We start from the raw sequence: 21,320 nt of genomic DNA, 5'->3' as shown, positions 1-21,320 counted from the left end.
AGCAAAAGTAGGGCACAGCATGGTGGATCAGGCGAGCCCGGACATCAGTGACATTGGGCGCAAGGCGGGTCGAGGGGCGGTGTGGAGCCTGCTCGGCACGCTCGTCACCCGTGCGGGCTCGTTCATCCTCGGGCTGATCCTGGCCCGGCTCCTCGCACCCGCGGACTTCGGCACGTACGCCGTCGCGCTCGCGGCCACCCAGTTCGTCATGGTGGTCAAGGACGTCGGCGTCATGTCGGCCGTCGTGCAGTGGCGCGGCCGGCTGGAGGACATCGCGCCCACGGCCACGACGCTCACGATGATCTCCGCGCTCGGCCTGTACGGGCTCTTCTGGGTCGGTGCGCCGTACTTCTCGGCGCTGGCCGGCAGCGCGGAGGCCACCTCCGTGGTGCGCATCCTCACCGCGGTCATCCTGGTCGAGGCGGTCACGGCGGTGCGCAGCGCGGCCCTGCTGCGCTGGTTCCGCACCGGCAAGAACGCCAAGGCGGTGCTCGCGGGCTTCCTGGTCAACGCGCCGGTGGCCATCGTGCTCGCGGTCAACGGCGCCGGAGCCTACAGCTTCGCCTGGGGGCAGCTCGCCGGGGCCGTGGTCACCGGCGTCTTCATGCTGATCTACGCCCGGCTGCCCTACCGGCTGGGGTTCGACCGGAACGTCGCGGGCCGGCTGCTGAGGTTCGGGATCCCCTCGGCGGCCGGGATCGCCCTGGAGGTCCTGCTGCTCAACGTGGGCTACATCATCGTCGGCAACATCATGGGCGATGCGTGGCTCGGGTTCTACCTGATGGCGTTCAACGTGTCGAGCTGGGTGCCCGGCATCATCGGCAGCGCCATCCGCATGGTGTCGATCGCCGGCTTCTCCCGGCTGGCCGAGCGGGACGCGGAGTCGTTGTCGATCGGCGTCCAGCGCAGCGTGCCGCTGCTCATCGCCATGGTGCTGCCGCTGGCGGTGTTCATGGCGGTGCTGGCGCACTCGCTGATCATCTTCATCTACGGCCCGCAGTGGGAGCAGTCCGCCGGGGTGCTGCGTTTCCTGGCGGTCCTGATGGTGGTGCGCATGCTCACCGCCTTCGCGCTCGACATCCTGAACGGCCAGGGCGCCACCCGCTCGACCGTCTGGATGAACCTCGGCCACGCCGCGGCGATGATCCCGGCGGTCATCGCCGGCACGCACCTCGACGGCATCCGGGGCGCCGCGATCGGCCAGGCCGCCGCCGCCGTGCTGGTCGCGCTGCCGCTGGCGATGATCGCCGTGCAGCGGGCGGGGGTCCGGCTCGGGCCGGTGCTGCCCGGTCTCGTACGCCCGGCGGTCGGGGCGGTGGTCTGCGCCGCCGTCATGCTCGGCCTGGCGAGCCTGACCCACGGCAGCCCGTTCGTCCAGCTCGCCCTGGCCGGCGGCGGCGGACTGCTGGCGTACGTGCTGGTCGTGGTGACCCGCGACCAGTTCCACCTAGTGAGCGCCCGTCTGGTGCGGCTGCTGCCCGCCCGCGCGCGCTGACCCCGAGGAGAGACGATGCTGGTGTCCATCGGAATCCCGGTACGCAACGGCGCGGACCGGCTGGAGACGGCCGTGCGCTCCGCGCTCGCCCAGGATCACGCCGAGCTGGAGGTCGTGATCTCGGACAACGCCTCCACCGACGGCACGCAGGAGCTCTGCCGCGAGCTGGCCCGCCAGGACGACCGCATCGCCTACCACCGCCAGCCCCACGACCTGCACGTGGTGGGGAACTTCGTGGAGGTGCTGCGCCGCGCGCGCGGCGAGTTCTTCCGCTGGATGGGCGACGACGACCTGCTCGAACCCGACTACGTCTCGCGCACGCTGGAGCCGTTCCTGGCCGACGAGCGGCTCATCCTGGTCACCTCCGACGTCCGGTACACCGGCGCGGACGGGACCGTCCACGAGCCGCGCTACCGCGGCACCCGGATGCTCTCCGACGACCCGGTCGACCGCCTCGACGAGCTGTGGGACGTGGTCACGACCCAGCACCACGGCCTCGACCCCCTCTACGGGCTGATGCGGCGCGAGCGGGTGGCCGCCGTGCCCAGACCGCTGATGATCCGTGAGGACGAGGTCTACGCCACCATGCTCGCGCTGACCGCGCCCTGGGGGCACGTCCCGCGGGTGCTGGCCCATCGCAACCTGCGCGAACGCCGCCTGTCCGGGATCGCCGCGGCGCTCGGCGTGCCCGCCTGGACCGCCCATTTCGCCACCACGCTGCAGTTCCGGGCCATGCACCGGGCCCTCGGCGGCACGGATCTGTCGGCGGAGCAACGCGCCCGCGCGCGGGCCGTGCTGCTGCGCACGTACTGGCGGCGTCAGCAGCAGATGCTGACGCACCGCAGCCGCAAGATCGCCGGGTTGGCCGCCCGACTCGTCTCCTCGAAAGGGTGAAACCCTCGTGCTGATTCGCATCGTGCGGCTGCTCATGCAGCCGGGCCGCATCCTGCTGGCCGTCCTGCGGCGCCTGCCGTTCGGCTCCCACGAGCTGCGCTGCGCGCTCGACCTCTATCCGCGGCCGCACTACGCGTACGGCGTCCAGCAGGCGGCCGAGCTGGCCAGGCGGCTCGGCGTCGGCCGGATCAGCGTGGTCGAGTTCGGCGTCGCCGGCGGCGCGGGCATGGTCGAGCTCAACCGCATGGCGGCGCTGGCGACGGCGGCGACCGGCGTCAAGATCGACGTGTACGGCTTCGACACCGGCGCCGGCCTGCCCAAGCCCACCGACTACCGCGACCTGCCCTACATCTGGCGCGAGGGCGACTTCGTCATGGATGTCGAGGCCCTGCGCGCCCGCCTGGGAGCGGCGCGGCTGATCCTGGGCAACATCGAGGACACCGTAGGGGAGTTCCTGGACGGCGAGCACCCCGCGCCCATCGGCTTCGTCTCGATCGACGTGGACTTCTACTCCTCGACGGCGGCGGCGCTCAGGCTGTTCGCCGGCGACCACCGCTACTTCCTGCCCCGCGTGTTCGTCTACCTGGACGACACCGTCGGCGACGACGACCAGGTCATCCACAACGACTACGTCGGCGAGCTGAGCGCGATCCGGGAGTTCAACGAGGACAACAAGGCGATGAAGCTGGCCCCGATCCACGGCCTGCGGCACAAGCGCCCGGTCCCCGCCCCCTGGAACGACAACATCCAGGCGCTGCACCGGTTCGACCACCCCGACTACTCGACCTACGTCGCCCGTCCGGACACCGAGACACAATTGCCGCTGTAATTCCCTGTAACGAAGAAGCGGGCACCGGCGAGAGAAAGGAAAAGAACGACGCGAGGGGGTAAATCTCGCTATGTCCGTTATATTAACCAATAGCCGAATTCGGGATGATGTTCGGCGCCAAATGATCTTCAAAGGGGACGTGTTCCTCTACTCCGCCACCCCCGCCTCGACCAAGCTGATCGAGTTCGCCCGCGAGCTGATCGAGGAGGCGTTCGGAGCACGCGACCCGCAGACCGCCCAGCACGAGATGCCGGTGGAGGACTTCGCCGCGCTGCTCGCCGAGCTCAAGCCCCGCTTCATCCATCATCCCACCAGCAAGAAGCTGATCCGCGCCCTGCTGGAGGAGCTCGGCATGGCGCTGGACGAGACGTACTTCGACGTGCCGCGGCTGCGCACCTCGACCGCCGACCACTACCTCGACTCGGGCATCTCCTACGCCTACCACGCGCACAGGGACTGCTGGTACTCCGCGCCGTTCTGCCAGGTCAACTGGTGGATGCCCATCTACGAGGTGGTCCCGGAGAACGTCTTCGCCCTGCACCCGCAGTACTTCGACCGTCCCGTGCTCAACGGCAGCGGGCGCTACGACTACGCGGAATGGACCGCGGTGAGCCGGCCCACCGCCGCGCAGCACGTCCACAGCGACACCAGGGAGCAGCCCAAGCCGGAGGAGGCGCTCGACCTCGACCCCGAGCTGCGGCTCGTCCCGGAGCCGGGCGGCATGATGCTGTTCTCCGGTGCGCACCTGCACTCCACCGTCGCCAACACCTCCGGCAGGACCCGGTTCAGCATCGACTTCCGCACCGTCCACATCGACGACGTCCGCTCGCGCGCCGCCGCCCCCAACGTGGACGCCGCCTGCCGCGGCACCACCCTGCGCGACTTCCACCGGGCCGACGACCTGTCGCGCATCCCCGAGGAGCTCGCGGCGGCCTACGAGGCCGAGGCGCTGGCGAAGATCACCTGATCCGGGTCACCTGAACCGCGCCCGCGCGGCCTCGCGCAGGCTCCGCCAGCCTCTGTGCCGCTGGAAGGGCAGCTCGAAGACGGACGCGAACAACCACGCCACTCCCACGCTCGCCGGCACGGCCAGGGCGAGCGTGAGGAGGAAGGCGGGCATCCCCGGCGGCACGCGCGGCGCGACCACCAGCCGGTTGACCATGACCACCAGCGGCGCGTGGATCAGGTAGAGGCTGTAGGAGAACGAGCCGAGCCGCCGTACCGGACGGGTGTCGAGCAGCCGGACGAGCCAGGAGGGCCGGCCCGTCGCCACGCCGGCCAGCAGCAGGCCGGCGGCGGGCCCGACCGCGAGGTCCACCCAGAAGAAGTGCCCGACCACCCACTCAGGACCGGCCACCACGACCAGCGCGAGCACCGGCAGCGCGGCCGCCGCGGCCAGCCAGTGCCAGGGCGGCCGCCCGGTGCGCTCCGACGCCCGCACCACCCCGGCGCACACCGCGCCCACGGCGAACAGCGCGGCGAACTGCGGGGTCAGCCGCATCAGCAGCTCCACGGCCGGCACGTACGGCGCCAGCGCTCCCACGGCCACCACGACCAGCGTCACCGCGCCCAGCATCACCGCCGCCCCCCACCGGCGCAGCACCAGCACCATCAGCGGGAACACCAGGTAGAGCTGCGCCTCGACGGCGATCGACCACATGGCGCCGTTGGGGCTGGGGGAGCCGAAGACGTCCTGGAGCAGCAGGCCGTAGATGAGCACCGACTGCCCGGTGGGCGCCTGCTGGCCCGGCTGCGGGATGACCGTCCACGCGATCACCAGGCTGAACAGCAGCGCCGCCCAGTACGGCGGCAGGATGCGCCAGGCCCGCCGGTTGAAGAACGTCGGGATGCTGCCGAGCCGCCAGCCGGACCGGGCGGGCGAGACCGCGAGGGAGAACCCGGACAGCACGATGAACACCACGACCGCGAAGTGCCCGTAGAGCAGCCACCCCGTCCACCAGGGCGCGTCGTTGACCGGGAACCCGGGGAACGACAGCAGCCAGCAGTGGTGCAGGACCACGAACAGCGCGGCCAGCCCCCGTAACCCGTCGAGCCCGGCGAGCCTGCTCCGTGTCGCCGGACGCTCAGTTGTCAGCCCCACCGGAAGCCCCCGTCGCCGTAGTCGTAGGTCTATCGCGGCGATCACGTCCGATGTAACCGATCTGGGGGGATGTAACGTCTGCCAGTGATTGGGCGATGGTCCGCTATAGGGCAAGTTCGCTGATGCGGGGGAACGTACCAAAATGGAGTTCTGGAAGGCGATTCTTGGTCTTCTCCGACGAATTCTGATAGGCCCGCCGCTGATCCTCCTGTCGATCCTGGTGGGCGGCGTGGTGTACCTCGTCCTCCCGGCCCACTACACGACCGACGTCTCCCTCGTCCTCGCGACCCCGGTGAACGGCGGCACGGTCAACAGCGACAAGACCAAGCAAGGGCTGACCAACCCCTTCCTCTCCTTCAACGACGCGCTCAAGACCGGCGCCAGCATCGTCATCCTCGCGATGAACACCCAGGACGTCTGGACCGAGCTCGGCGCCCCCAAGGACGGCCCGACCGAGATCACCATCGACGACGGGCGCACCAACCCCAACGTCCTGGACATCAACGGGCCCTACATCTACATCAGGGTGGACAGCGAGTCCCCGCGGCAGGCCACGACCGTGCTCATGGCGGCCCGCGAGCGCGTGGCGAGCGAGCTGTTCAAGTGGCAGAAGACGCTCGGCGCGCCGCCGAACACCTTCATCACCTCCACCGACATCGTGCCGCCCTCCAAGCCCGAGGCCGACCACAGCGCGAACTGGCAGGGGGCGATCGGCGGCGCGCTGCTCACCCTGTTCCTGGGCCTCGGCATCGCCTACGGCGTGGTGGTCCGGCGCGAGCCCCGGCAGCGCCGGCAGCCCGAGCCCGCCGCCCCGGCCGCGCCTCCCGCCGCCACTCCCGTTCCGATTCCGGCTCCGGCGCCCGAGCCGGTCGAGGTCCAGGCGGCCGAGCCCGCCGAGCTCCCGGTCCTCGACGAGGACAGCTCGGCCACCATGGAGTTCCCCGCCTACCGGGCCGGCCCGCTGTCGCCCGTCCCGGGGCCGAGGAAGGCGAACCAGGACGACGGCGAGAAGTGAGGGCCCGCCATGGACTTCTGGGCGACGGCGAAGATCCTGTTCAAGCGCTGGTACGTGACGGTCCCCGCGTTCCTGCTCACGGTCGTCACGGCCCTCGGCGTGTTCGCCGTCGCGCCCAAGACCTTCATCTCCAGCTCGGCGCTCGTGCTGACCCTGCCGGTGACCGGCGGCAGCGTGCCGAGCGACCCCAAGTTCCCCAACCCGCGCACCAACCCCCTGGTCTCCTTCGACCAGGGGCTCAGCATGACCTCCTCGATCCTCATCCAGGCGCTCAACACGCCCCGGACGGCCGCCGAGGTCGGCGCGCCCATCGGCGGCGACGTCACCCTCAAGATCACCAGCGGTGGCACCAACCCCGAGCTGATGCCCGCGACCCCGTTCATCGTGATCATCTGTGAGGCGCCGACCGCCGAGCTGGCCCACGGCATCGTCGTGAAGGTCACCGCCCTGGCCCAGAAGGAGCTGCGGGCCCGGCAGCAGCAGGTCAAGGCGCCGCCCGCCACGTACGTGACCGCCACCGTCGTGGTGCCGCCGACCGCGCCCGACGAGAAGAAGGGCAGCCGCATGCGCAGCGCCGTCATCACCGGCGCGCTGGCGTTCTTCATGAGCCTGTTCGCCGCCTTCGCCGTCGAGAGCTTCGCCCGGCACCGCCGTTCGCGCCCCCGGGCCGGGAGCGGTCCCGTGCGGTTCGAGCCCGCGCTCGCCAACGGCGCCAGGACGCCGGCGGGACACGAAGGATGACCGGCACCGTCCTGCCGCGGCGCGCCGACGGCGCCACCCTGGCCTGCCTGTTCGTGCTGTTCCTGCTGATCCTGCCGGCCCGCCTGGCGGTCGCCGGGCTGCCGCTCTCGCTCACCCCCGCCGAGATCATGGCCCTGTTCATGGGCGTGGTGTGGGTGTGCGCCCAGATGGTCGGCACGACCGGCGTCGCCAAGGGCGGCAACCCCGTCCGCACCTCGATCTTCGTCTACGGCATGCTGCTGCTGGCCGTCTACGGTTACACGACCTACCGCTACCTGCCCTCCGACGAGCTCAACCTCGCCGACCACACGCTGGTGCTCTACCTGGGGTACGCGAGCCTGCTGCTGGTCATGTGCGACGGGATCGGCAGCCGCGAGCGCCTCGACTTCGTGCTCAAGGCGGTCGTCATCGGCGGCACGTTCGCCGCGATCGTCGCGTTGCTGCAGTTCCGGCTGGACTTCGACCTGACCGAGTACATGCGCGTCCCGGGCCTGCGCCACTCCTCGGTCGAGGAGGTGCCGACCGTGATCTCCCGGTCCGACCTGCGCCGGGTCGCCGGCACGCTCGGCCACCCGATCGAGTTCGGCGCGCTGTCGGCGATGCTGCTGCCGCTGGCCGCCCACCTCGGCTTCCAGGCGCGCAGCCGGGGCCAGGCCGCGACCCGCTGGTGGATCTGCGCGGCCGTCATCGCGGCCGGCCTGATGTTCTCGGTCTCCAGGACGGCCGTGCTCGGCCTGGCCGGGGCCGGGCTGATCCTGCTGCTCGGCTGGTCCAACCGGCGGCGGATCGTCGCCATCGGCGCGTTCGTGGTGTTCCTGGGCTTCATGAAGGTGCTGGCGCCGGGCCTGATCGGCACGTTCTACAACCTGTTCGCCGGCGCGGGCGAGGACAGCAGCGTCATCTACCGCACCCACGACTACCCCTTCGCGATGCGGGAGTTCGCCAAGAGCCCGTTCTTCGGCCGCGGCCTCGGCACCTGGTACCCCTTCAAGCATCAGGTGTTCGACAACCAGTACCTGCTGTCCCTGGTGGAGACCGGGGTGGTCGGCGTGCTCGGGTTCGTCGGCGTGATCGGGTGCGGGATCGTCGTCGCCCTGCGGGTGCGCCGGATGAGCACCGACCCGAACGTGCGCAACCTCGGCCTGACCATCGCCGCCTGCCTGGTGATCCCGCTGCTCGGCGCGGCCACCTTCGACCTGCTGTCCTTCCCCGGCATCACCAGCGTGCTGTTCCTGCTCGTCGGCGCGGCCGGGGCGCTGATGCGGTTCGAACGCCGCGATCAGGCGGCCAGGATGGCCCTGAGCTCCTTCCACGAGCCCGCCGACCTGTCGCGCTCGCTGATCGCGGTCACCGGCAACGGCCACGGCAGCGCGAGGTCGGGGTCGTCGTAGCGGACGGCCAGGTCCTCGGCCGGGTCGTGCTCCCTGTCGATGCGGTAGCAGACGTCGGCCTGCTCGGTCAGCGCCTGGTAGCCGTGCAGCACGCCCGGCGGCACGTACAGGTTGGCGAAGGTCACGTCGTCGAGCCGGACGGCGACGTGCGAGCCGAACGTCGGCGACCCCGGCCGCGCGTCCACCAGGACGTCCAGCACCGCGCCGCGGGCCGCGCGCACCAGCTTGGCCTCGCCGCGCCCCGACCGGCCGTGCATGCCCCTGATCGTGCCGAGCCGCGAGCGCGACTGGCTGTCCTGGACGAACGCCGTGTGGTCCAGCCCGTGCTCGGCGGCGATCACGGCGTCGAAGGTCCTGGTGAACAGGCCGCGGTCGTCGTGGCTCGGCGTCGGCACGAACAGCAGCGCGCCTTCGAGCCCCAGTCGCTCGACTCTCATCGTGTTCCTCTCCTGTGGAAGGGCCCGCGGCTCCTCTGTGAGGGCCCGTGGTTCAGCCCGGCAGGGCCCGCAGCCGGCGGGACGGCCTGAGCAGCGCCACGACCGAGGCCCTGGCCGTACGCCGCCCGGCCGCCGCCCGCATCGCCTCGCCGAGCAGCACCGCCAGGTAGAAGCCCGCGGTCGCGACCCGGCCCCGGCGCCGCCGGAACAGCCGGACGCGGTTGACGGTGAGCAGCGCGGCCAGCATCGGGCTGGTCTTGGCCTCGCCGCCGATGTGCTCGACCACGGCGGCCGGCTCGTACCAGAGGGTCCAGCCGGCGTCCGCGGCGCGCAGCGCGTACTCGGTCTCCTCGCTGTAGAGCAGGAAGGACTCGTCCCAGGGGCCGAGCCGGGCCAGCGCCGTGGCCGAGACGAGCATGGCGGCGCCGGTGGCCCAGTCGGCCGGCCCGGGACGTTCGTAGCGGGCCGGATCGACGACCATCTCGCCCAGCGTGCCGATCCGGCCCGCCAATCGGCCGCCGACCAGCGACTCGGCCAGCGCGCGGCGTACCGCGGGCGTGCGGCGCAGCGAGTGGTGGAGCACCCCCTCGGTGCTGACCAGCCGGGGAACCGCGATGCCGGTGCCGGGCCGGTCGAGGGCCGCGGCCAGCACGGCCAGCGCGCCGGGACGCAGGCGGCAGTCCGGGTTCAGGATGAGCACCGCGTCGAGGTCGTCCAGGTCGAGCGAGGCGACCCCGGCGTTGATCGCCGCGGCGTACCCGGCGTTCCGGCCCACCTGAAGGGGCCGTACGGGCAGGCCGGCGGCCTGTTCGGCGATGGCGAGCGAGTCGTCCTTGGAGGCGTTGTCGGCCACGACGACGTCGGTGAGCCGGACCCCCTTCGCGCCCTCGGGCAGGGAGGCCAGGCAACCGCCGAGGACCGGCGCGCTGTTGTAGGTCACGATCACGATCGCGACTCGGGGAGAGCCGGGCGTCACATGTCGCCATCGGCGGCCGGGAATGGATCGTTACAGGTAACAGAAGGCACTGATGAGGCGATGAGGAGGTAGGGGCCGGGTGTCGTAGGAGACGGAGACACATTCCATGCAGGATCTGCAGGCTTTCACCTTCCACCGGGACGAGCTGTTCCCGCTGGCGGACAAGTACTCCGAGCAGTTCCGTACCGCCTCGCCGTTCCGTCACGTCGTCATCGACGACTTCCTGCCGCCCGAGGTGCTGGAGCCCGTCCTCGACGAGTTCCCCGAGCCGCGCGACGCCACCTGGCAGCGGTTCGACAGCGCGCGCGAGGTGAAGCTGGCGCTGGCCGACACCGAGCGCATGGGGCCGGCCACCCGGCGTCTGCTGGCCGAGTTCAACAGCGGCGTGTTCGTCGAGTTCCTGGAGCGGCTGACCGGCATCACGCAACTGGTCTCCGACCCGCACTTCGAGGGCGGCGGCCTGCACCAGATCCGGCCCGGCGGCTTCCTGAAGGTGCACGCCGACTTCAACCGCAGCCGCCGGCTCAACCTCGACCGCCGGCTCAACGGCCTGCTCTACCTCAACAAGGACTGGCAGGAGAGCTACGGCGGCCACCTGCAGCTGTGGAACAAGGACATGACCGAGTGCGAGGGCAAGATCCTGCCGGTCTTCAACCGGTTCGTGCTGTTCGCCACGACCGACGACGCCAACCACGGCCACCCCGACCCGCTCACCTGCCCGGACGACCGCGCCCGCCGCTCGATGGCGCTCTACTACTACTCCAACGGCAGGCCCGACGACGAGGTCACCGACGACCACACCACGCTGTTCAAGCAGCGGCCGGGCGAGGCGTGGAAGAGCAACCTGCGCCAGGTCGCCAAACGCTGGACGCCGCCCGCGCTGGCCGACCTCGTCGGCGGCCGGAGGACCAAGGGCGAGTGAGGCCGTACGTCCGAGGGGCCTGGTGCCTCGTCGCGGTCCTGGTCGTGCTGCTGGGCGGCTGCACCGGGTCCCCCGGCGGGCCCGAGGTCACCCGGTCGCCCGCCGCGGCCACGTCCAGGCCGGGCACGCCGCCGCCGTCGAAGCCGGCCGAGCAGGGCTGGCCGGGCGCGCACAACACCGGCGTGCCCGAGGGGATGGCGCTGCGCAAGTCAGGATCGATCCGGGTGACCAGGAACGGCACGGTGATCGACGGCGTCGAGGTGACCGGCTACATCACGGTCGAGGCCGACGACGTGGTCATCCGCAACACGCGGGTGCGCGGCACCAAGGGCTGGTGGGGCATCCTCCAGCGCGAGGGACGCACCGGCCTGACGGTCGAGGACACCGAGATCTTCGGCAACGGCAGGGCGCGCACCCAGTTCGGCATCCTCAACCAGGGCAAGCTGATCACGATCCGCCGCGTGGACGTCCACACCATCTCCAACGGCATCCTGACCCAGCAGGGCCTGGTCGAGGACTCCTACGTGCACGACCCGAAGTACTACTCCGGCGACCACACCGACATGATCATGTCCACCGGGCCGCCCGCGCCCGGCACCGAGCTGGTCATCCGGCGCAATACGGTGATCAACACCCTCGACCAGACCGGCGCCATCGCCCTCTTCCAGGACTTCGGCGTGGTCAGGGACGTGACGGTCGAGGGCAACCTGCTGGCCGGCGGCGGCTGGTCGCTGTACGCCGGGGCCGGGGTGAAGGGGAAGTCGTCCAACATCAAGGTGATCGGGAACGTGTTCAGCCGCCGCGTCTGGCCCAAGGGCGGAGCGGCGGGGCCGGTTTCATATTGGGATAAAGACGGGCCCGGAAATCGGTGGCAGGGGAACACCTGGGAAAACGGCGGCACTGTGACGCCGGGATGACGCCTCTCTGTCGGATTTGCCGCGATAGATGAGAAACATGAGCTTGTTGTGAATTTGGAGGATAACGAGTTTATTTCGGTAAAAGGCACCACTTCTTCTTTCGGCATGGCTACTCTCTCCCCTTGGGGGACTCGGACTCGGCCACGATCGGAAGGAGTCGCCTGTGTCGCGGCATCGAAGAGGGAAGAGACGTACCGGCTGGTTATCCCTGGCCGGGGTCTCCGTGGTGGCGCTGCTGGCCGGCGGGTACGGCCTCGTCGTCTCCGACGTACTGGAGCCCCGGGCCGTCCTGACGGAGGCCAGTGGGGCGAGCAGCGCGGCCTCGCCGCAGGCCGCCGCCGGCCGGCGAGCCCGGCCGCGTCCCACCACCCACAAGCCCCGGCCCACCGGGACCCGGAGCCAGGAGCCCAGGTGGTGGCCCAGGCGGCCCACGAGGAAGCCGACCGCGCGCCCGACGCGCCGTCCCACCCACCGGCCGACGCACCGCCCGACGCCGACCGGCACCCTGCCCGGCACCCCACCGGGCACCCCACCCGGGACGCCCACGACGACGCCCACGACGACGCCCACGGTGAGCCCTCCCGCCACGCCGACCGTCACGGCCACCCGCACCCCGACCCCGACCCCCACGGGCACGCCGCCCAGCGAGTCGCCGACCCCGACGCCCACCAAGACGCCCACCGGCACCCCGACGGCGACCCATACGGCGACCCCCACGGCCACCAAGACCCCGCCCCAGACGCCCACCCAGACCCCCACCAAGACCCCCACCTCCACCCCGCCCCCCGGCGGCGGCGGCGGCTGGCCCGGGGCGGGCAACACCGGCGTCCCCGACGGCACCGACCTGGTCAAGAAGACCGGCTCGATCGTCATCAAGGAGGACGGCAAGGTCATCGACGGCTGGGACGTCACCGGTGACATCACCGTCGAGGCCGACAACGTGACCATCCGCAACACCCGCGTCCGCGGCCAGAGCGACTACTGGGGCATCCTCCAGCGCGAGGGCTTCTCCGGCCTGAAGGTCGAGGACAGCGAGATCTTCGGCAACGGCAAGGTGCGCACCCAGTTCGGCATCCTCAACCAGGGCAAGCTGATCACGATCCGCCGCGTGGACATCCACACGATCTCCAACGGCATCCTCACCGACCAGGGGCTGGTCGAGGACTCCTACGTGCACGACCCGAAGTACTACTCCGGCGACCACACCGACATGATCATGTCCACCGGCACCGCCGCCCCCGGCACCGAGCTGGTCATCCGGCACAACACGGTGATCAACACCCTCGACCAGACCGGCGCCATCGCCCTCTTCCAGGACTTCGGCGTCACCAGGAACGTCACCGTCCAGGGCAACTTCCTGGCCGGCGGCGGCTGGTCGCTGTACGCGGGCGCCGGACGGCAGGGCCTGTCGTCCAACATCAAGGTGATCGACAACGTCTTCAGCCGCAAGGTCTGGCCGAAGGGCGGCTACGCCGGCCCGGTGTCGTACTGGGACGCGAACGGGCCGGGCAACGTCTGGAAGGGCAACTCGTGGGAGGGCGGCGGCGCGGCCATCATGGGCACGGACTGACCCCGGCGAGCCTGGGCCTCAGCTGCGGACCGCGATGACCGACTTCACCAGCCCGGCCAGCCGCTCGAAGCGCAGCCGCGACTTGGGGAAGTAGTGCCGCATCTCGGTCACGCTCAGCAGCTCGACCTCCATGGCGATCATCCGGGCGGCGTCCCGGTCGGAGGTCGGCGTGTGGACGAGCGGCCAGCGGCGCAGGATCGTCGTCCGCGCGGCAAGCGGCAGGAACTGGAAGCCGGGGAACAGGAAGTGCGGTTCGACCGGGAAGTACCGGTAGGGCGTCTGCACCCAGTGGCGATCGGCCATCTCGTGCACGGTGTCGGCGAACCGCTGCCGGCGCTGGTGTCCGCCGACGTGCTCGATGACGGCGTTGGAGAAGACCAGGTCGTAGCGGCTGCCGCGGATCGCGGGCGGCAGGTCGCAGGCGTCGGCGACGTCGGCCCGCAGCCAGGACGGCAGGTCGGCGGGCGGCTGTTCGAGGTTGACGATGTGCACGTGCGCGGGCCTGACCGGGGCGCGCATCCAGGCCCCGGCCGTGCCGCCGAGGTCGAGGACGTTCATCCGGTCGAGGTCGGGGAAACGGGCGGCGAACCATTGCCACCTGCGTGCCCGCGCCTTGGCTCCCAGCGAGTCGGGAGCGTCCACGAAACGACTGCGCAGGGCGTTCAGGCGGCTCATAAAGGCAACTCCTCCGGCCGGAATAAGTAGCCCCATGCTCGCAGAATTTCGCCCGTCCGGCTAAGAGGGCCTTTCTTCGTGACATTCTTGGGATGCATACCAATTGACCGTCCGGCGCAACCCTTCGTCCAATTCCGTGGCAGGGCGCCAGCCGAGCCGATCCGCCGCCGGGACGATGTCGGCGACCTGCGTGATGTCGTGCGGGCGGTCGGGCGCGGCGCCGAACTCGGGCCGCGTGTCCGCGCCCGTGATGCGGTAGAGCCGCTCGACGACCTCGTGGGCGGCGGTCCGTACGCCGGTGCCGACGTCGAGCGCGTGGCCGACCGCCTTGTCGGACTCGCCCGCCAGCACGAACGCGTCGACGACGTCGTCCACGTAGATCCAGTCGGCGAGCTTGGCGCCCCTGGTCAGCCGGGGACGTTCGCCGCGCAGCAGGCTGAGCGTCACGTACGGCACCAGCTTGGTGGTGTCGGGCTGGGCCGGGCCGTAGACCATGCTGGGACGCAGCACGGTGACGGGAAGGTCCCAGAGCCGGTGGTAGAGCCGCGCGTAGCCGGTGGCGGCCCACTTGGACATCGCGTACGCCGACGAGGGCGGCGCATGGTCGTTGCCCGGCCGCGGCTCCTCGATCGAGCCGGTGAACACCGTCCGGACGCCGTGCTCGCGCGCGGCCGACAACACGTTGACCGCGCCCACGACGTTGCTCTCCAGCGTGGCCCGGACGACCTCGTCGCCGCGCGACCCGGTGACCTCGCCGGCGAGGTGGAACAGCAGGTTCGGGCGTACCGACCGGAACAGCCGCGCGGTGTCGCCGGCGTCGTCGAGCCGGGCCTGGTGCCAGATCTCCCCGTGGCGGGCCTGCTGGGGCCGCCGGCTGACCGCGTGCACCTGCGCGCCGAGCACGCGCAGACGCGCGGCCAGGTGCGATCCGATGAACCCGGCCGCACCCGTCACCAGCACCACGGCCTCAGGCCAATACGACATCGTGGATTGACCTCCGTGGAAGATGGAGCCGTCGGGCCGACGGCTCCATCTAATACACGAACTAGCCGATGCGCCAGGTGTCTCCACCCATGAGCAGCTCGCTCAGGTCGCCGGGGCCCTTCTGCGCCACGGCCTCCTCCAGCTGGTCGGCCATGAGCACGTCGTAGGCCGGGCGGTCGACCTGGCGGAAGATGCCGATCGGCACGTGCTCGAAGGCCGGCTCGTCGAGCCTGCTGAGGGCGAAGGCCACCGACGGGTCGGGGTTGTGGGCGTCGTGCACGAGGATCTGCTCCTCGCTCACGCCGTCCCTGGCGACGACCTCGATGCCGCCGTTCGCGCCGCGCACGACGGCCTTGGACGCGCTCACGATCGGCTGGCCGTGCTCCAGGCGCAGCGTGATGTCGTCGCGCACCGCCGGGTCCTTGAGCTGCTCGAAGGCGTTGTCGTTGAAGATGTTGCAGTTCTGGTAGATCTCCACCAGCGACGTGCCGCGGTGGGCCGTGGCCTCGCGCAGCACCGACTGCAGGTGCTTGCGGTCGGAGTCGATCGTGCGGGCCACGAACGACGCCTCGGCGCCGATGGCCAGCGAGATCGGGTTGAACGGCTTGTCCAGCGAGCCCATCGGGGTCGACTTGGTGATCTTGCCGACCTCGGAGGTGGGCGAGTACTGGCCCTTGGTCAGACCGTAGATCCTGTTGTTGAACAGCAGGATGTTCAGGTTGACGTTGCGGCGCAGCGCGTGGATCAGGTGGTTGCCGCCGATGGACAGCGCGTCGCCGTCACCGGTGATCACCCACACCGACAGGTCGGGCCGCGAGGCGGCCAGGCCGGTCGCGATCGCGGGCGCGCGGCCGTGGATCGAGTGGAAGCCGTAGGTGTTGAGGTAGTACGGGAAGCGCGAGGAGCAGCCGATGCCGGAGACGAACACGATGTTCTCGCGCCGCAGCCCCAGCTCGGGCAGGAAGCTCTGCACGGCCGCCAGGATCGCGTAGTCGCCGCAACCCGGGCACCAGCGCACCTCCTGGTCGGACTTGAAGTCCTTCAGCCCCTGCTTGACGTCGGTCTTGGGAACCAGGCTCAGGCCCTTCCCGTTCACCAGCTCAGTCACTGTCGATCACGTCCTGAATGACTCCGGCCAGCTCCTCGGCCTTGAACGGGAGCCCGCGCACGCGGTTGTAGCTGATCACGTCGACGAGGTAGCGGGCCCGCAGCAGCAGCGCGAGCTGGCCGAGGTTGATCTCGGGCAGCAGCACCTTGTCGTAGCTCTTGAGCACCTCGCCGGTGTTGGCCGGCAGCGGGTTGAGGTGGCGCAGGTGCGCCTGGGCGACCTTGCCGCCCTGGCGCCTGATGCGCCGCACGGCCGCCGCGATCGGCCCGTACGTCGAGCCCCAGCCGATGACCAGGACCTTGGCGTCGCCGTCGGGGTCGTCGACCGCGAGGTCGGGCACGTCGATCCCGGCGATCTTGGCGGCCCGGGTGCGGACCATCAGGTCGTGGTTGTCCGGGTCGTAGGAGATGTTGCCGGTGCCGTCGGCCTTCTCGATGCCGCCGATGCGGTGTTCGAGGCCGGGGGTGCCGGGGATGGCCCAGGGGCGGGCCAGCGTCTCGGTGTCACGCTTGAACGGCAGGAACTCGCCGCCCTCACCGTTGGGTTCGGTCGTGAATTCCTGCGAAATGTCGGGCAAGTCGGAAACTTCGGGCAGGCGCCACGGCTCCGAGCCGTTGGCCAGGTAGCCGTCCGAGAGCAACATGACCGGCGTGCGGTACTTGACCGCGATACGGGCCGCCTCGACGGCCGCGTCGAAGCAGTCGCTCGGCGAGAGCGGCGCGACGATCGGCACCGGCGACTCGCCGTTGCGGCCGAACATGGCCATCAGCAGGTCGGTCTGCTCGGTCTTGGTCGGCATGCCCGTGCTGGGACCGGCGCGCTGGACGTCAACGATGATCAACGGCAGCTCGGTGGTGACCGCGAGGCCGACCGTCTCCGCCTTCAGCGCCACGCCGGGGCCGGAGGTGGTGGTCACGCCCAGCGCCCCGCCGAACGCGGCCCCCAGCGCCGCGCCGACGCCCGCGATCTCGTCCTCCGCCTGGAAGGTGCGGATGCCGAACCGCTTGTGCTTGGACAACTCGTGCAGGATGTCACTGGCCGGCGTGATCGGGTACGAGCCCAGGAACAGCGGCAGCTTCGACTGCACGCTGGCCGCGATCAGCCCGTAGGCGAGGGCCTGGTTCCCGGAGATGTTGCGATAGACGCCGGGAGCCAGCCTGGCCGGCTTGACCTCGTAGGAGACCGAGAACGACTCGGTCGTCTCGCCGTAGTTCCAGCCCGCCTGGAAGGCCGCGATGTTCGCCTTGGCGATGTCGGGCTTCTTGGCGAACTTCTGCTGCAGGAACGAGATCGTCTGCTCGGTCGGCCGGTGGTAGAGCCACGACAGCAGGCCGAGGGCGAACATGTTCTTGGCGCGCTCGGCGTCCTTCTTCGAGATCTCGAAGCCTTCGAGCGCCTTGACCGTCAGCGAGGTCAGCGGCACCGCGTGCACGCGCCACTCGCTCAGGGAGTCGTCCTCCAGCGGGTTGGCCGCGTAGCCGACCTTCTGCAGGTTGCGCTTGGAGAACTCGTCGGTGTTGGCGATGATGTCGGCGCCGCGCGGCAGGTCGCCGAGGTTGGCCTTCAGCGCCGCCGGGTTCATGGCCACGAGCACGTTGGGCGCGTCGCCGGGCGTCAGGATGTCGTGGTCGGCGAAGTGGAGCTGGAAGCTCGACACGCCGGGCAGGGTTCCTGCGGGGGCGCGGATCTCGGCGGGGAAGTTGGGCAGCGTCGACAGGTCGTTGCCGAACTCCGCCGTCCCCGCGGTGAAGCGGTCGCCGGTGAGCTGCATGCCGTCGCCGGAGTCGCCGGCGAACCTGATGATCACGCGGTCGAGTTGCTGGACCTGCTTCGTCACAGCTCAGTCCTCCTCGACGCGCCAAGGCGCGGTTGCGTTGGGCGCGTTCTCTGTTTCCATGCTAGATCCTCGGAAGGTCACGCGTTTGCCAGCCGCGAAAGCGGGTAACGCGGTCGGAAGTCAGGGTGAGGCGGGAGAACGACGACACAGCCCTGACGCGAGCCTGCAGAGGTCTACATGCAGGCGTGCGAAGAGGACGGTTCGGGTCACGAGCGCCAATGATACGTCCCCCCAACACGTGTGCTACGTCAGGGGCTGCTTACGCGACTGCTGGTTCCCCGACTCGTACAGGCGTCCGGCGCGCATCGCTGCGGAGCCGTACAACTCTGGAACGGTCACGAAGGTGTAACCCTTCCCGCTGAGTTCTTTCAGGATGCCCGGAATCGCGTCGATCGACTCGGGGTTGGTGTCGTGCATCAGGATGATCGCGCCCGGATGGGCCTTGCGCACGACGCGGTCGGTGATCTCCGACGCCGTCGCGCCGGGCTCGTCCCTGGAGTTCACGTCCCAGCCGACCAGCGACAGTCCCAGGTCGCGGGCGACGTCGCGCACGTCCTTGCTGATCGCGCCGTACGGCGGGCGGGCCAGCGTGGGCTCCTGCGCGATCGCCGCCCGGACGGCGTCGTCGGTACGCCGGAAGGAGTCGGCGATCTTGCTGGTCGCCTGCTTCGACAGGTCCCGGTGCGACCAGGAGTGGTTGCCGACCAGGTGGCCTTCCGCGCTCATCCGGCGCAGCAGGCCCGGCTGCGCGACGGCGTTCGTCCCGACGGTGAAGAAGGTGGCCCGCGCCTTGCCGGCGGCCAGCAGGTCGAGCAGCCGCCCGGTCCGCGGCCCCGGCCCGTCGTCGAACGTCAGCGCCACGCACTTGGTCCTGGCGCAGTTCACGCTCCCGGCCCGGTTGCTGGACGCCTCGGGGCTCGCCGTCGGCGCCGTCTTCGGCGTCGTCGCCGGCCCGGCCGGAGGGGCGCTGCGGGCGGCCTCCCGCACGCTCTCCTGGGCCCGGCGTCCCAGCTCGGACAGCAGCGGCGCGACCCGTCCCGCCTGGACGGCCACCGCGACCCGGCCGAGCGAGCACGGCCCGATCTGGCAGTCGTCGAACTCGACCACCAGGTCGCCGCTCCGGTTGAAGGCCATGGAGTCGAACTGGCCGGGGTCGGCCCGCACGCCGTCCCGCTCGACCTGCGGCCCGCGTCCCTTGAGCTGCTCCTTGACCAGCACCGCGAGCCGGTCCAGCGCCTGCGACCCGCCCAGCAGCGCCGTGGACCCGCCCGCCTTGCCGGTACGCGGGTCGAACCAGAAGGTACGGGTGGAGTTGCCCCAGCTCGCGCCCAGGAACTCGCCGGTGCGCAGCCGAACGGCGACCGCCTCCGGGGAACGGGCGGCGAGCTGCCAGTCCACGTTCAGCTCGGGCCGCGGGTAGTCGCCGTTGACGCTCTTGGCGGCCCGGAAGTCCCGCAGCTGCCGCTCGGCGTCCGCGCGCAGCGCGCGGTTCAGGCCCGGCGCGTCGGCCAGTTCGGGGTAGCTGATGTGCACGTATCTGCTGTGGTCGTCGTCCTCGTTCGTGATGGTCGCGGTGGACAGGCCGACGACTGTCGCGGGGTCGACGAAGTCGATCGCGGTCGGCTCTGCCGGGACCAGCACGTCCCGCTCGGGTGCGGCGGCGGCCAGCCCGCAGCCCCCGGCCGAGAGGGCCAGCAGAGCGATTCCAACAAAGAATCGCGTTTGGTGCATGTCTGTCAGGGTATGTGGGGGATCTTACCTTTTGCCCCGTCTTGGGGTTATGGGGTCTGAGGTTTGACTGGGTTACGATCACGTCATGGAGGGCTACTTCGGGTCCTACGTGCTGGTCGCCGCGCTGTTGGCGATCGGTGTCGCCATCGTCGCCGGGGCCCTCATGGCCAACCGGCTCCTGCGGCCCACCAGGCCGACCCCCGAGAAGCTGACCACGTACGAATGCGGCGTCGACCCCGTCGGCGACGGCTGGGCGCAGTCGCAGGTCCGCTACTACGTCTTCACCTACCTCTACGTCGTCTTCGCCGTAGACGCCGTCTTCCTCTTCCCGTGGGCCACGATCTTCGACGCGCCCGGCTACGGGGTGACGACACTGGTGGAGATGTTCGTGTTCCTCGGCTTCATCGCCCTCGGCATCCTGTACGCCTGGCGCAAACGCGTCCTCAGCTGGACGTAGATCGCTCTTGACGTTCTCGTGCCGCCTCGGCACATTTGTCTGCCGTGTCGAGCACGGGCAAGGGATGGGCGGCGCGCCGGCAGGCGGCCATCATCCACGGCCTCCACCGTGACGTGATGCGAGCCGCCCGCGAGAATGACGCCGCCCGGGCGGGCGGATCGGCCGGGGCCGCGCGGGCGGCCGGTTACGCGCTCGCCGCGCTGGTCCATATGCTCCCGTTCGCCTTCGTCGTCCTCGGCGGCTACCTGGTGACCAGGTTCACCATCCTCAGCGTGCCGTTCGGGGTGATCGCGCTCGACGTCGCCTGGTTGCTGCGTCCCCGCGTCATGCGCGTCCCGGGAGGAGCCGAGACCCTCACCCGGCAGAACGCCCCGCGCCTGTACGAGCTGATCGACCGGATCGGCGCGGAGGTCGGCGCGCCGCGCACCGACCTCGTCGTGCTCAGCGGCACCGCGAACGCCGCGTTCACCACGTACGGCTGGCGCCGACGCCGCCTGGTGGAGATCGGTTACCCCCTCTGGATGCTGCTGACCCCGGCAGAACGCGTGTCGGTGATCTCCCACGAGATGGCCCACTCGCGCAACGGCGACGCCAGGCACGGGCTCGCCGTGGGCGGCGCGCTGTACTCGCTGAGCGAGCTGCGGGAGGTGACCCGGTTCTGCTGGCAGCCGGGCGACGGCCTGTCCCGGCTGGCCGCCGAATGCCTGCTCGCGGTGGTCGGGCTGCCGGTGCGAGGGCTCATCGTCGTCCTGGAGCTGCTGGTCCACCGGTCGTCGCAGCGGGCCGAGTACCGGGCCGACGCCATCCAGGCCCGCGTGGGCGGGACCGAGGCGGCGCTCTCCTTGATGGACGCCCTGAGCACCCGGGTCGTGCCCGCCGACCATTTCCTGATGACGCAGACCCTCGCGGTGGGCCGGCAGGACCTGTGGGCGGAACTGCGGGACCACGTCGCCGGCCTTTCGGAGGCGGAGGTCGAACGGCTGCGCGTGGCGGCCGGGCTGGACGAACTGCGGATGGACAGGACGCACCCGCCCACGCACCTGCGGAGGGCGCATCTGGCGGCGCTGCCGTACGCGGAGGCGCGGGTGCGGGCGGAGGCCATGGAGGAGATCGAGGAGGAGCTGGCGCTGCCGGCCGAACGCGTGGCGCGCGGCCTCAAGGAAGACGCCCAGTCGGCTCTGTACTACTGAGGAAGCCGCCGGGCGCCGCGGGTGCGTCCTTTGCCTGACCTGCGATTCGC

The 21,320-nt window shown here is 70.6% G+C and carries 21 protein-coding genes; 12 read left to right on the top strand and 9 right to left on the bottom strand.

What is annotated here, in order from left to right; translation table 11 throughout:
- Nucleotides 1-19 precede the first annotated feature (19 nt).
- The 4 genes from ACWEJ6_RS21775 to ACWEJ6_RS21760 all read left to right on the top strand — a co-directional run bounded on the left by ACWEJ6_RS21775 (nucleotide 20) and on the right by ACWEJ6_RS21760 (nucleotide 4,185).
- Nucleotides 20-1,495 (top strand): oligosaccharide flippase family protein, encoded by a 1,476-nt coding sequence (locus ACWEJ6_RS21775; RefSeq protein ID WP_452425739.1) that lies wholly within the window; start codon nucleotides 20-22, stop codon nucleotides 1,493-1,495.
- A gap of 15 nt (nucleotides 1,496-1,510) precedes the next feature.
- Complete coding sequence (locus ACWEJ6_RS21770) at nucleotides 1,511-2,389, top strand: glycosyltransferase family 2 protein (RefSeq protein WP_452425737.1); 879 nt, start codon at nucleotides 1,511-1,513, stop codon at nucleotides 2,387-2,389.
- A gap of 7 nt (nucleotides 2,390-2,396) precedes the next feature.
- Entirely contained in the window at nucleotides 2,397-3,218 is an 822-nt protein-coding gene (locus tag ACWEJ6_RS21765) for a hypothetical protein (protein ID WP_397154485.1), read from the top strand.
- A 121-nt stretch (nucleotides 3,219-3,339) separates the two neighbouring features.
- Nucleotides 3,340-4,185 carry a hypothetical protein gene (locus tag ACWEJ6_RS21760; protein WP_387678218.1) on the top strand — a complete coding sequence of 282 codons (846 nt, stop codon included), beginning with the start codon at nucleotides 3,340-3,342 and terminating at the stop codon, nucleotides 4,183-4,185.
- A 6-nt stretch (nucleotides 4,186-4,191) separates the two neighbouring features.
- On the opposite strand, the gene ACWEJ6_RS21755 is transcribed toward ACWEJ6_RS21760, so the two are convergent.
- Nucleotides 4,192-5,319: an acyltransferase family protein gene (locus tag ACWEJ6_RS21755; RefSeq protein ID WP_452425735.1), complete on the bottom strand. Its 1,128-nt coding sequence runs from the start codon at nucleotides 5,317-5,319 to the stop codon at nucleotides 4,192-4,194.
- A 142-nt stretch (nucleotides 5,320-5,461) separates the two neighbouring features.
- On the opposite strand from ACWEJ6_RS21755, the gene ACWEJ6_RS21750 reads away from it, so the two are divergent.
- From ACWEJ6_RS21750 to ACWEJ6_RS21740, 3 genes are read left to right on the top strand one after another with little or no spacing between them, the layout of a single operon-like run.
- A complete protein-coding gene (locus tag ACWEJ6_RS21750; protein WP_452425733.1) occupies nucleotides 5,462-6,334 on the top strand; it encodes a hypothetical protein in 873 nt (290 codons plus the stop codon).
- A 9-nt stretch (nucleotides 6,335-6,343) separates the two neighbouring features.
- Nucleotides 6,344-7,075, top strand: a complete 732-nt coding sequence (locus ACWEJ6_RS21745; protein WP_452425731.1) for a hypothetical protein — start codon at nucleotides 6,344-6,346, stop codon at nucleotides 7,073-7,075.
- Nucleotides 7,072-8,466 (top strand): O-antigen ligase family protein, encoded by a 1,395-nt coding sequence (locus tag ACWEJ6_RS21740; protein ID WP_452425729.1) that lies wholly within the window; start codon nucleotides 7,072-7,074, stop codon nucleotides 8,464-8,466. The genes ACWEJ6_RS21745 and ACWEJ6_RS21740 overlap by 4 nt, the downstream gene beginning before the upstream one ends.
- Here the strand turns inward: ACWEJ6_RS21740 and ACWEJ6_RS21735 are convergent.
- Entirely contained in the window at nucleotides 8,355-8,903 is a 549-nt protein-coding gene (locus ACWEJ6_RS21735) for a dTDP-4-dehydrorhamnose 3,5-epimerase family protein (RefSeq protein WP_452425727.1), read from the bottom strand. The genes ACWEJ6_RS21740 and ACWEJ6_RS21735 overlap by 112 nt on opposite strands.
- Nucleotides 8,904-8,955: 52 nt before the next feature.
- Complete coding sequence (locus ACWEJ6_RS21730; protein WP_452425725.1) at nucleotides 8,956-9,879, bottom strand: glycosyltransferase family 2 protein; 924 nt, start codon at nucleotides 9,877-9,879, stop codon at nucleotides 8,956-8,958.
- A 106-nt stretch (nucleotides 9,880-9,985) separates the two neighbouring features.
- Here ACWEJ6_RS21730 and ACWEJ6_RS21725 point away from each other — a divergent pair, with 106 nt between their 5' ends.
- From ACWEJ6_RS21725 to ACWEJ6_RS21715, 3 genes are all read left to right on the top strand, one after another.
- Nucleotides 9,986-10,801: a 2OG-Fe(II) oxygenase gene (locus tag ACWEJ6_RS21725; RefSeq protein WP_358290041.1), complete on the top strand. Its 816-nt coding sequence runs from the start codon at nucleotides 9,986-9,988 to the stop codon at nucleotides 10,799-10,801.
- A complete protein-coding gene (locus ACWEJ6_RS21720; RefSeq protein ID WP_452425723.1) occupies nucleotides 10,798-11,718 on the top strand; it encodes a hypothetical protein in 921 nt (306 codons plus the stop codon). Before ACWEJ6_RS21725 ends, ACWEJ6_RS21720 begins: the two co-directional genes overlap by 4 nt.
- A gap of 163 nt (nucleotides 11,719-11,881) precedes the next feature.
- Nucleotides 11,882-13,288 carry a hypothetical protein gene (locus tag ACWEJ6_RS21715; RefSeq protein ID WP_452425721.1) on the top strand — a complete coding sequence of 469 codons (1,407 nt, stop codon included), beginning with the start codon at nucleotides 11,882-11,884 and terminating at the stop codon, nucleotides 13,286-13,288.
- A gap of 18 nt (nucleotides 13,289-13,306) precedes the next feature.
- On the opposite strand, the gene ACWEJ6_RS21710 is transcribed toward ACWEJ6_RS21715, so the two are convergent.
- The 6 genes from ACWEJ6_RS21710 to ACWEJ6_RS21685 form a co-directional block, all read right to left on the bottom strand.
- The gene (locus tag ACWEJ6_RS21710; RefSeq protein ID WP_358290033.1) at nucleotides 13,307-13,963 is read right to left on the bottom strand and encodes a class I SAM-dependent methyltransferase; all 657 of its coding nucleotides are present in this window, start codon (nucleotides 13,961-13,963) and stop codon (nucleotides 13,307-13,309) included.
- A 60-nt stretch (nucleotides 13,964-14,023) separates the two neighbouring features.
- A complete protein-coding gene (locus ACWEJ6_RS21705) occupies nucleotides 14,024-14,947 on the bottom strand; it encodes an NAD-dependent epimerase/dehydratase family protein (RefSeq protein WP_387678245.1) in 924 nt (307 codons plus the stop codon).
- A 61-nt stretch (nucleotides 14,948-15,008) separates the two neighbouring features.
- On the bottom strand, nucleotides 15,009-16,055 hold the full coding sequence (locus ACWEJ6_RS21700; RefSeq protein ID WP_358290028.1) for a 2-oxoacid:ferredoxin oxidoreductase subunit beta: 1,047 nt from the start codon (nucleotides 16,053-16,055) through the stop codon (nucleotides 15,009-15,011).
- The gene (locus ACWEJ6_RS21695) at nucleotides 16,048-17,892 is read right to left on the bottom strand and encodes a 2-oxoacid:acceptor oxidoreductase subunit alpha (RefSeq protein ID WP_452425718.1); all 1,845 of its coding nucleotides are present in this window, start codon (nucleotides 17,890-17,892) and stop codon (nucleotides 16,048-16,050) included. Before ACWEJ6_RS21695 ends, ACWEJ6_RS21700 begins: the two co-directional genes overlap by 8 nt.
- 120 nt (nucleotides 17,893-18,012) lie before the next feature.
- Nucleotides 18,013-18,102 (bottom strand): putative leader peptide, encoded by a 90-nt coding sequence (locus ACWEJ6_RS21690; protein WP_352322479.1) that lies wholly within the window; start codon nucleotides 18,100-18,102, stop codon nucleotides 18,013-18,015.
- A gap of 33 nt (nucleotides 18,103-18,135) precedes the next feature.
- Nucleotides 18,136-19,623: a polysaccharide deacetylase family protein gene (locus ACWEJ6_RS21685; protein ID WP_452425716.1), complete on the bottom strand. Its 1,488-nt coding sequence runs from the start codon at nucleotides 19,621-19,623 to the stop codon at nucleotides 18,136-18,138.
- Between the two features lie 85 nt (nucleotides 19,624-19,708).
- On the opposite strand from ACWEJ6_RS21685, the gene ACWEJ6_RS21680 reads away from it, so the two are divergent.
- Complete coding sequence (locus tag ACWEJ6_RS21680) at nucleotides 19,709-20,080, top strand: NADH-quinone oxidoreductase subunit A (RefSeq protein ID WP_387678251.1); 372 nt, start codon at nucleotides 19,709-19,711, stop codon at nucleotides 20,078-20,080.
- A gap of 44 nt (nucleotides 20,081-20,124) precedes the next feature.
- Nucleotides 20,125-21,270, top strand: a complete 1,146-nt coding sequence (locus ACWEJ6_RS21675; RefSeq protein WP_452425713.1) for a M48 family metallopeptidase — start codon at nucleotides 20,125-20,127, stop codon at nucleotides 21,268-21,270.
- Nucleotides 21,271-21,320: the final 50 nt, after the last annotated feature.

The organism is Nonomuraea sp. NPDC004702, from assembly GCF_053601695.1.
This window is presented reverse-complemented; position numbering and strand designations above follow the sequence as displayed.

Excerpts from the sequence above, each read along its gene's own strand:
- ACWEJ6_RS21770 (WP_452425737.1), top strand. The coding sequence starts at position 1,511 with ATGCTGGTGTCCATCGGAATCCCGGTACGCAACGGCGCGGACCGGCTG.
- ACWEJ6_RS21705 (WP_387678245.1), bottom strand. The coding sequence starts at position 14,947 with ATGTCGTATTGGCCTGAGGCCGTGGTGCTGGTGACGGGTGCGGCCGGG.
- ACWEJ6_RS21750 (WP_452425733.1), top strand. The coding sequence starts at position 5,462 with ATGGAGTTCTGGAAGGCGATTCTTGGTCTTCTCCGACGAATTCTGATA.
- ACWEJ6_RS21680 (WP_387678251.1), top strand. The coding sequence starts at position 19,709 with ATGGAGGGCTACTTCGGGTCCTACGTGCTGGTCGCCGCGCTGTTGGCG.
- ACWEJ6_RS21735 (WP_452425727.1), bottom strand. The coding sequence starts at position 8,903 with ATGAGAGTCGAGCGACTGGGGCTCGAAGGCGCGCTGCTGTTCGTGCCG.
- ACWEJ6_RS21740 (WP_452425729.1), top strand. The coding sequence starts at position 7,072 with ATGACCGGCACCGTCCTGCCGCGGCGCGCCGACGGCGCCACCCTGGCC.
- ACWEJ6_RS21725 (WP_358290041.1), top strand. The coding sequence starts at position 9,986 with ATGCAGGATCTGCAGGCTTTCACCTTCCACCGGGACGAGCTGTTCCCG.
- ACWEJ6_RS21745 (WP_452425731.1), top strand. The coding sequence starts at position 6,344 with ATGGACTTCTGGGCGACGGCGAAGATCCTGTTCAAGCGCTGGTACGTG.
- ACWEJ6_RS21710 (WP_358290033.1), bottom strand. The coding sequence starts at position 13,963 with ATGAGCCGCCTGAACGCCCTGCGCAGTCGTTTCGTGGACGCTCCCGAC.
- ACWEJ6_RS21685 (WP_452425716.1), bottom strand. The coding sequence starts at position 19,623 with ATGCACCAAACGCGATTCTTTGTTGGAATCGCTCTGCTGGCCCTCTCG.
- ACWEJ6_RS21775 (WP_452425739.1), top strand. The coding sequence starts at position 20 with ATGGTGGATCAGGCGAGCCCGGACATCAGTGACATTGGGCGCAAGGCG.
- ACWEJ6_RS21760 (WP_387678218.1), top strand. The coding sequence starts at position 3,340 with ATGATCTTCAAAGGGGACGTGTTCCTCTACTCCGCCACCCCCGCCTCG.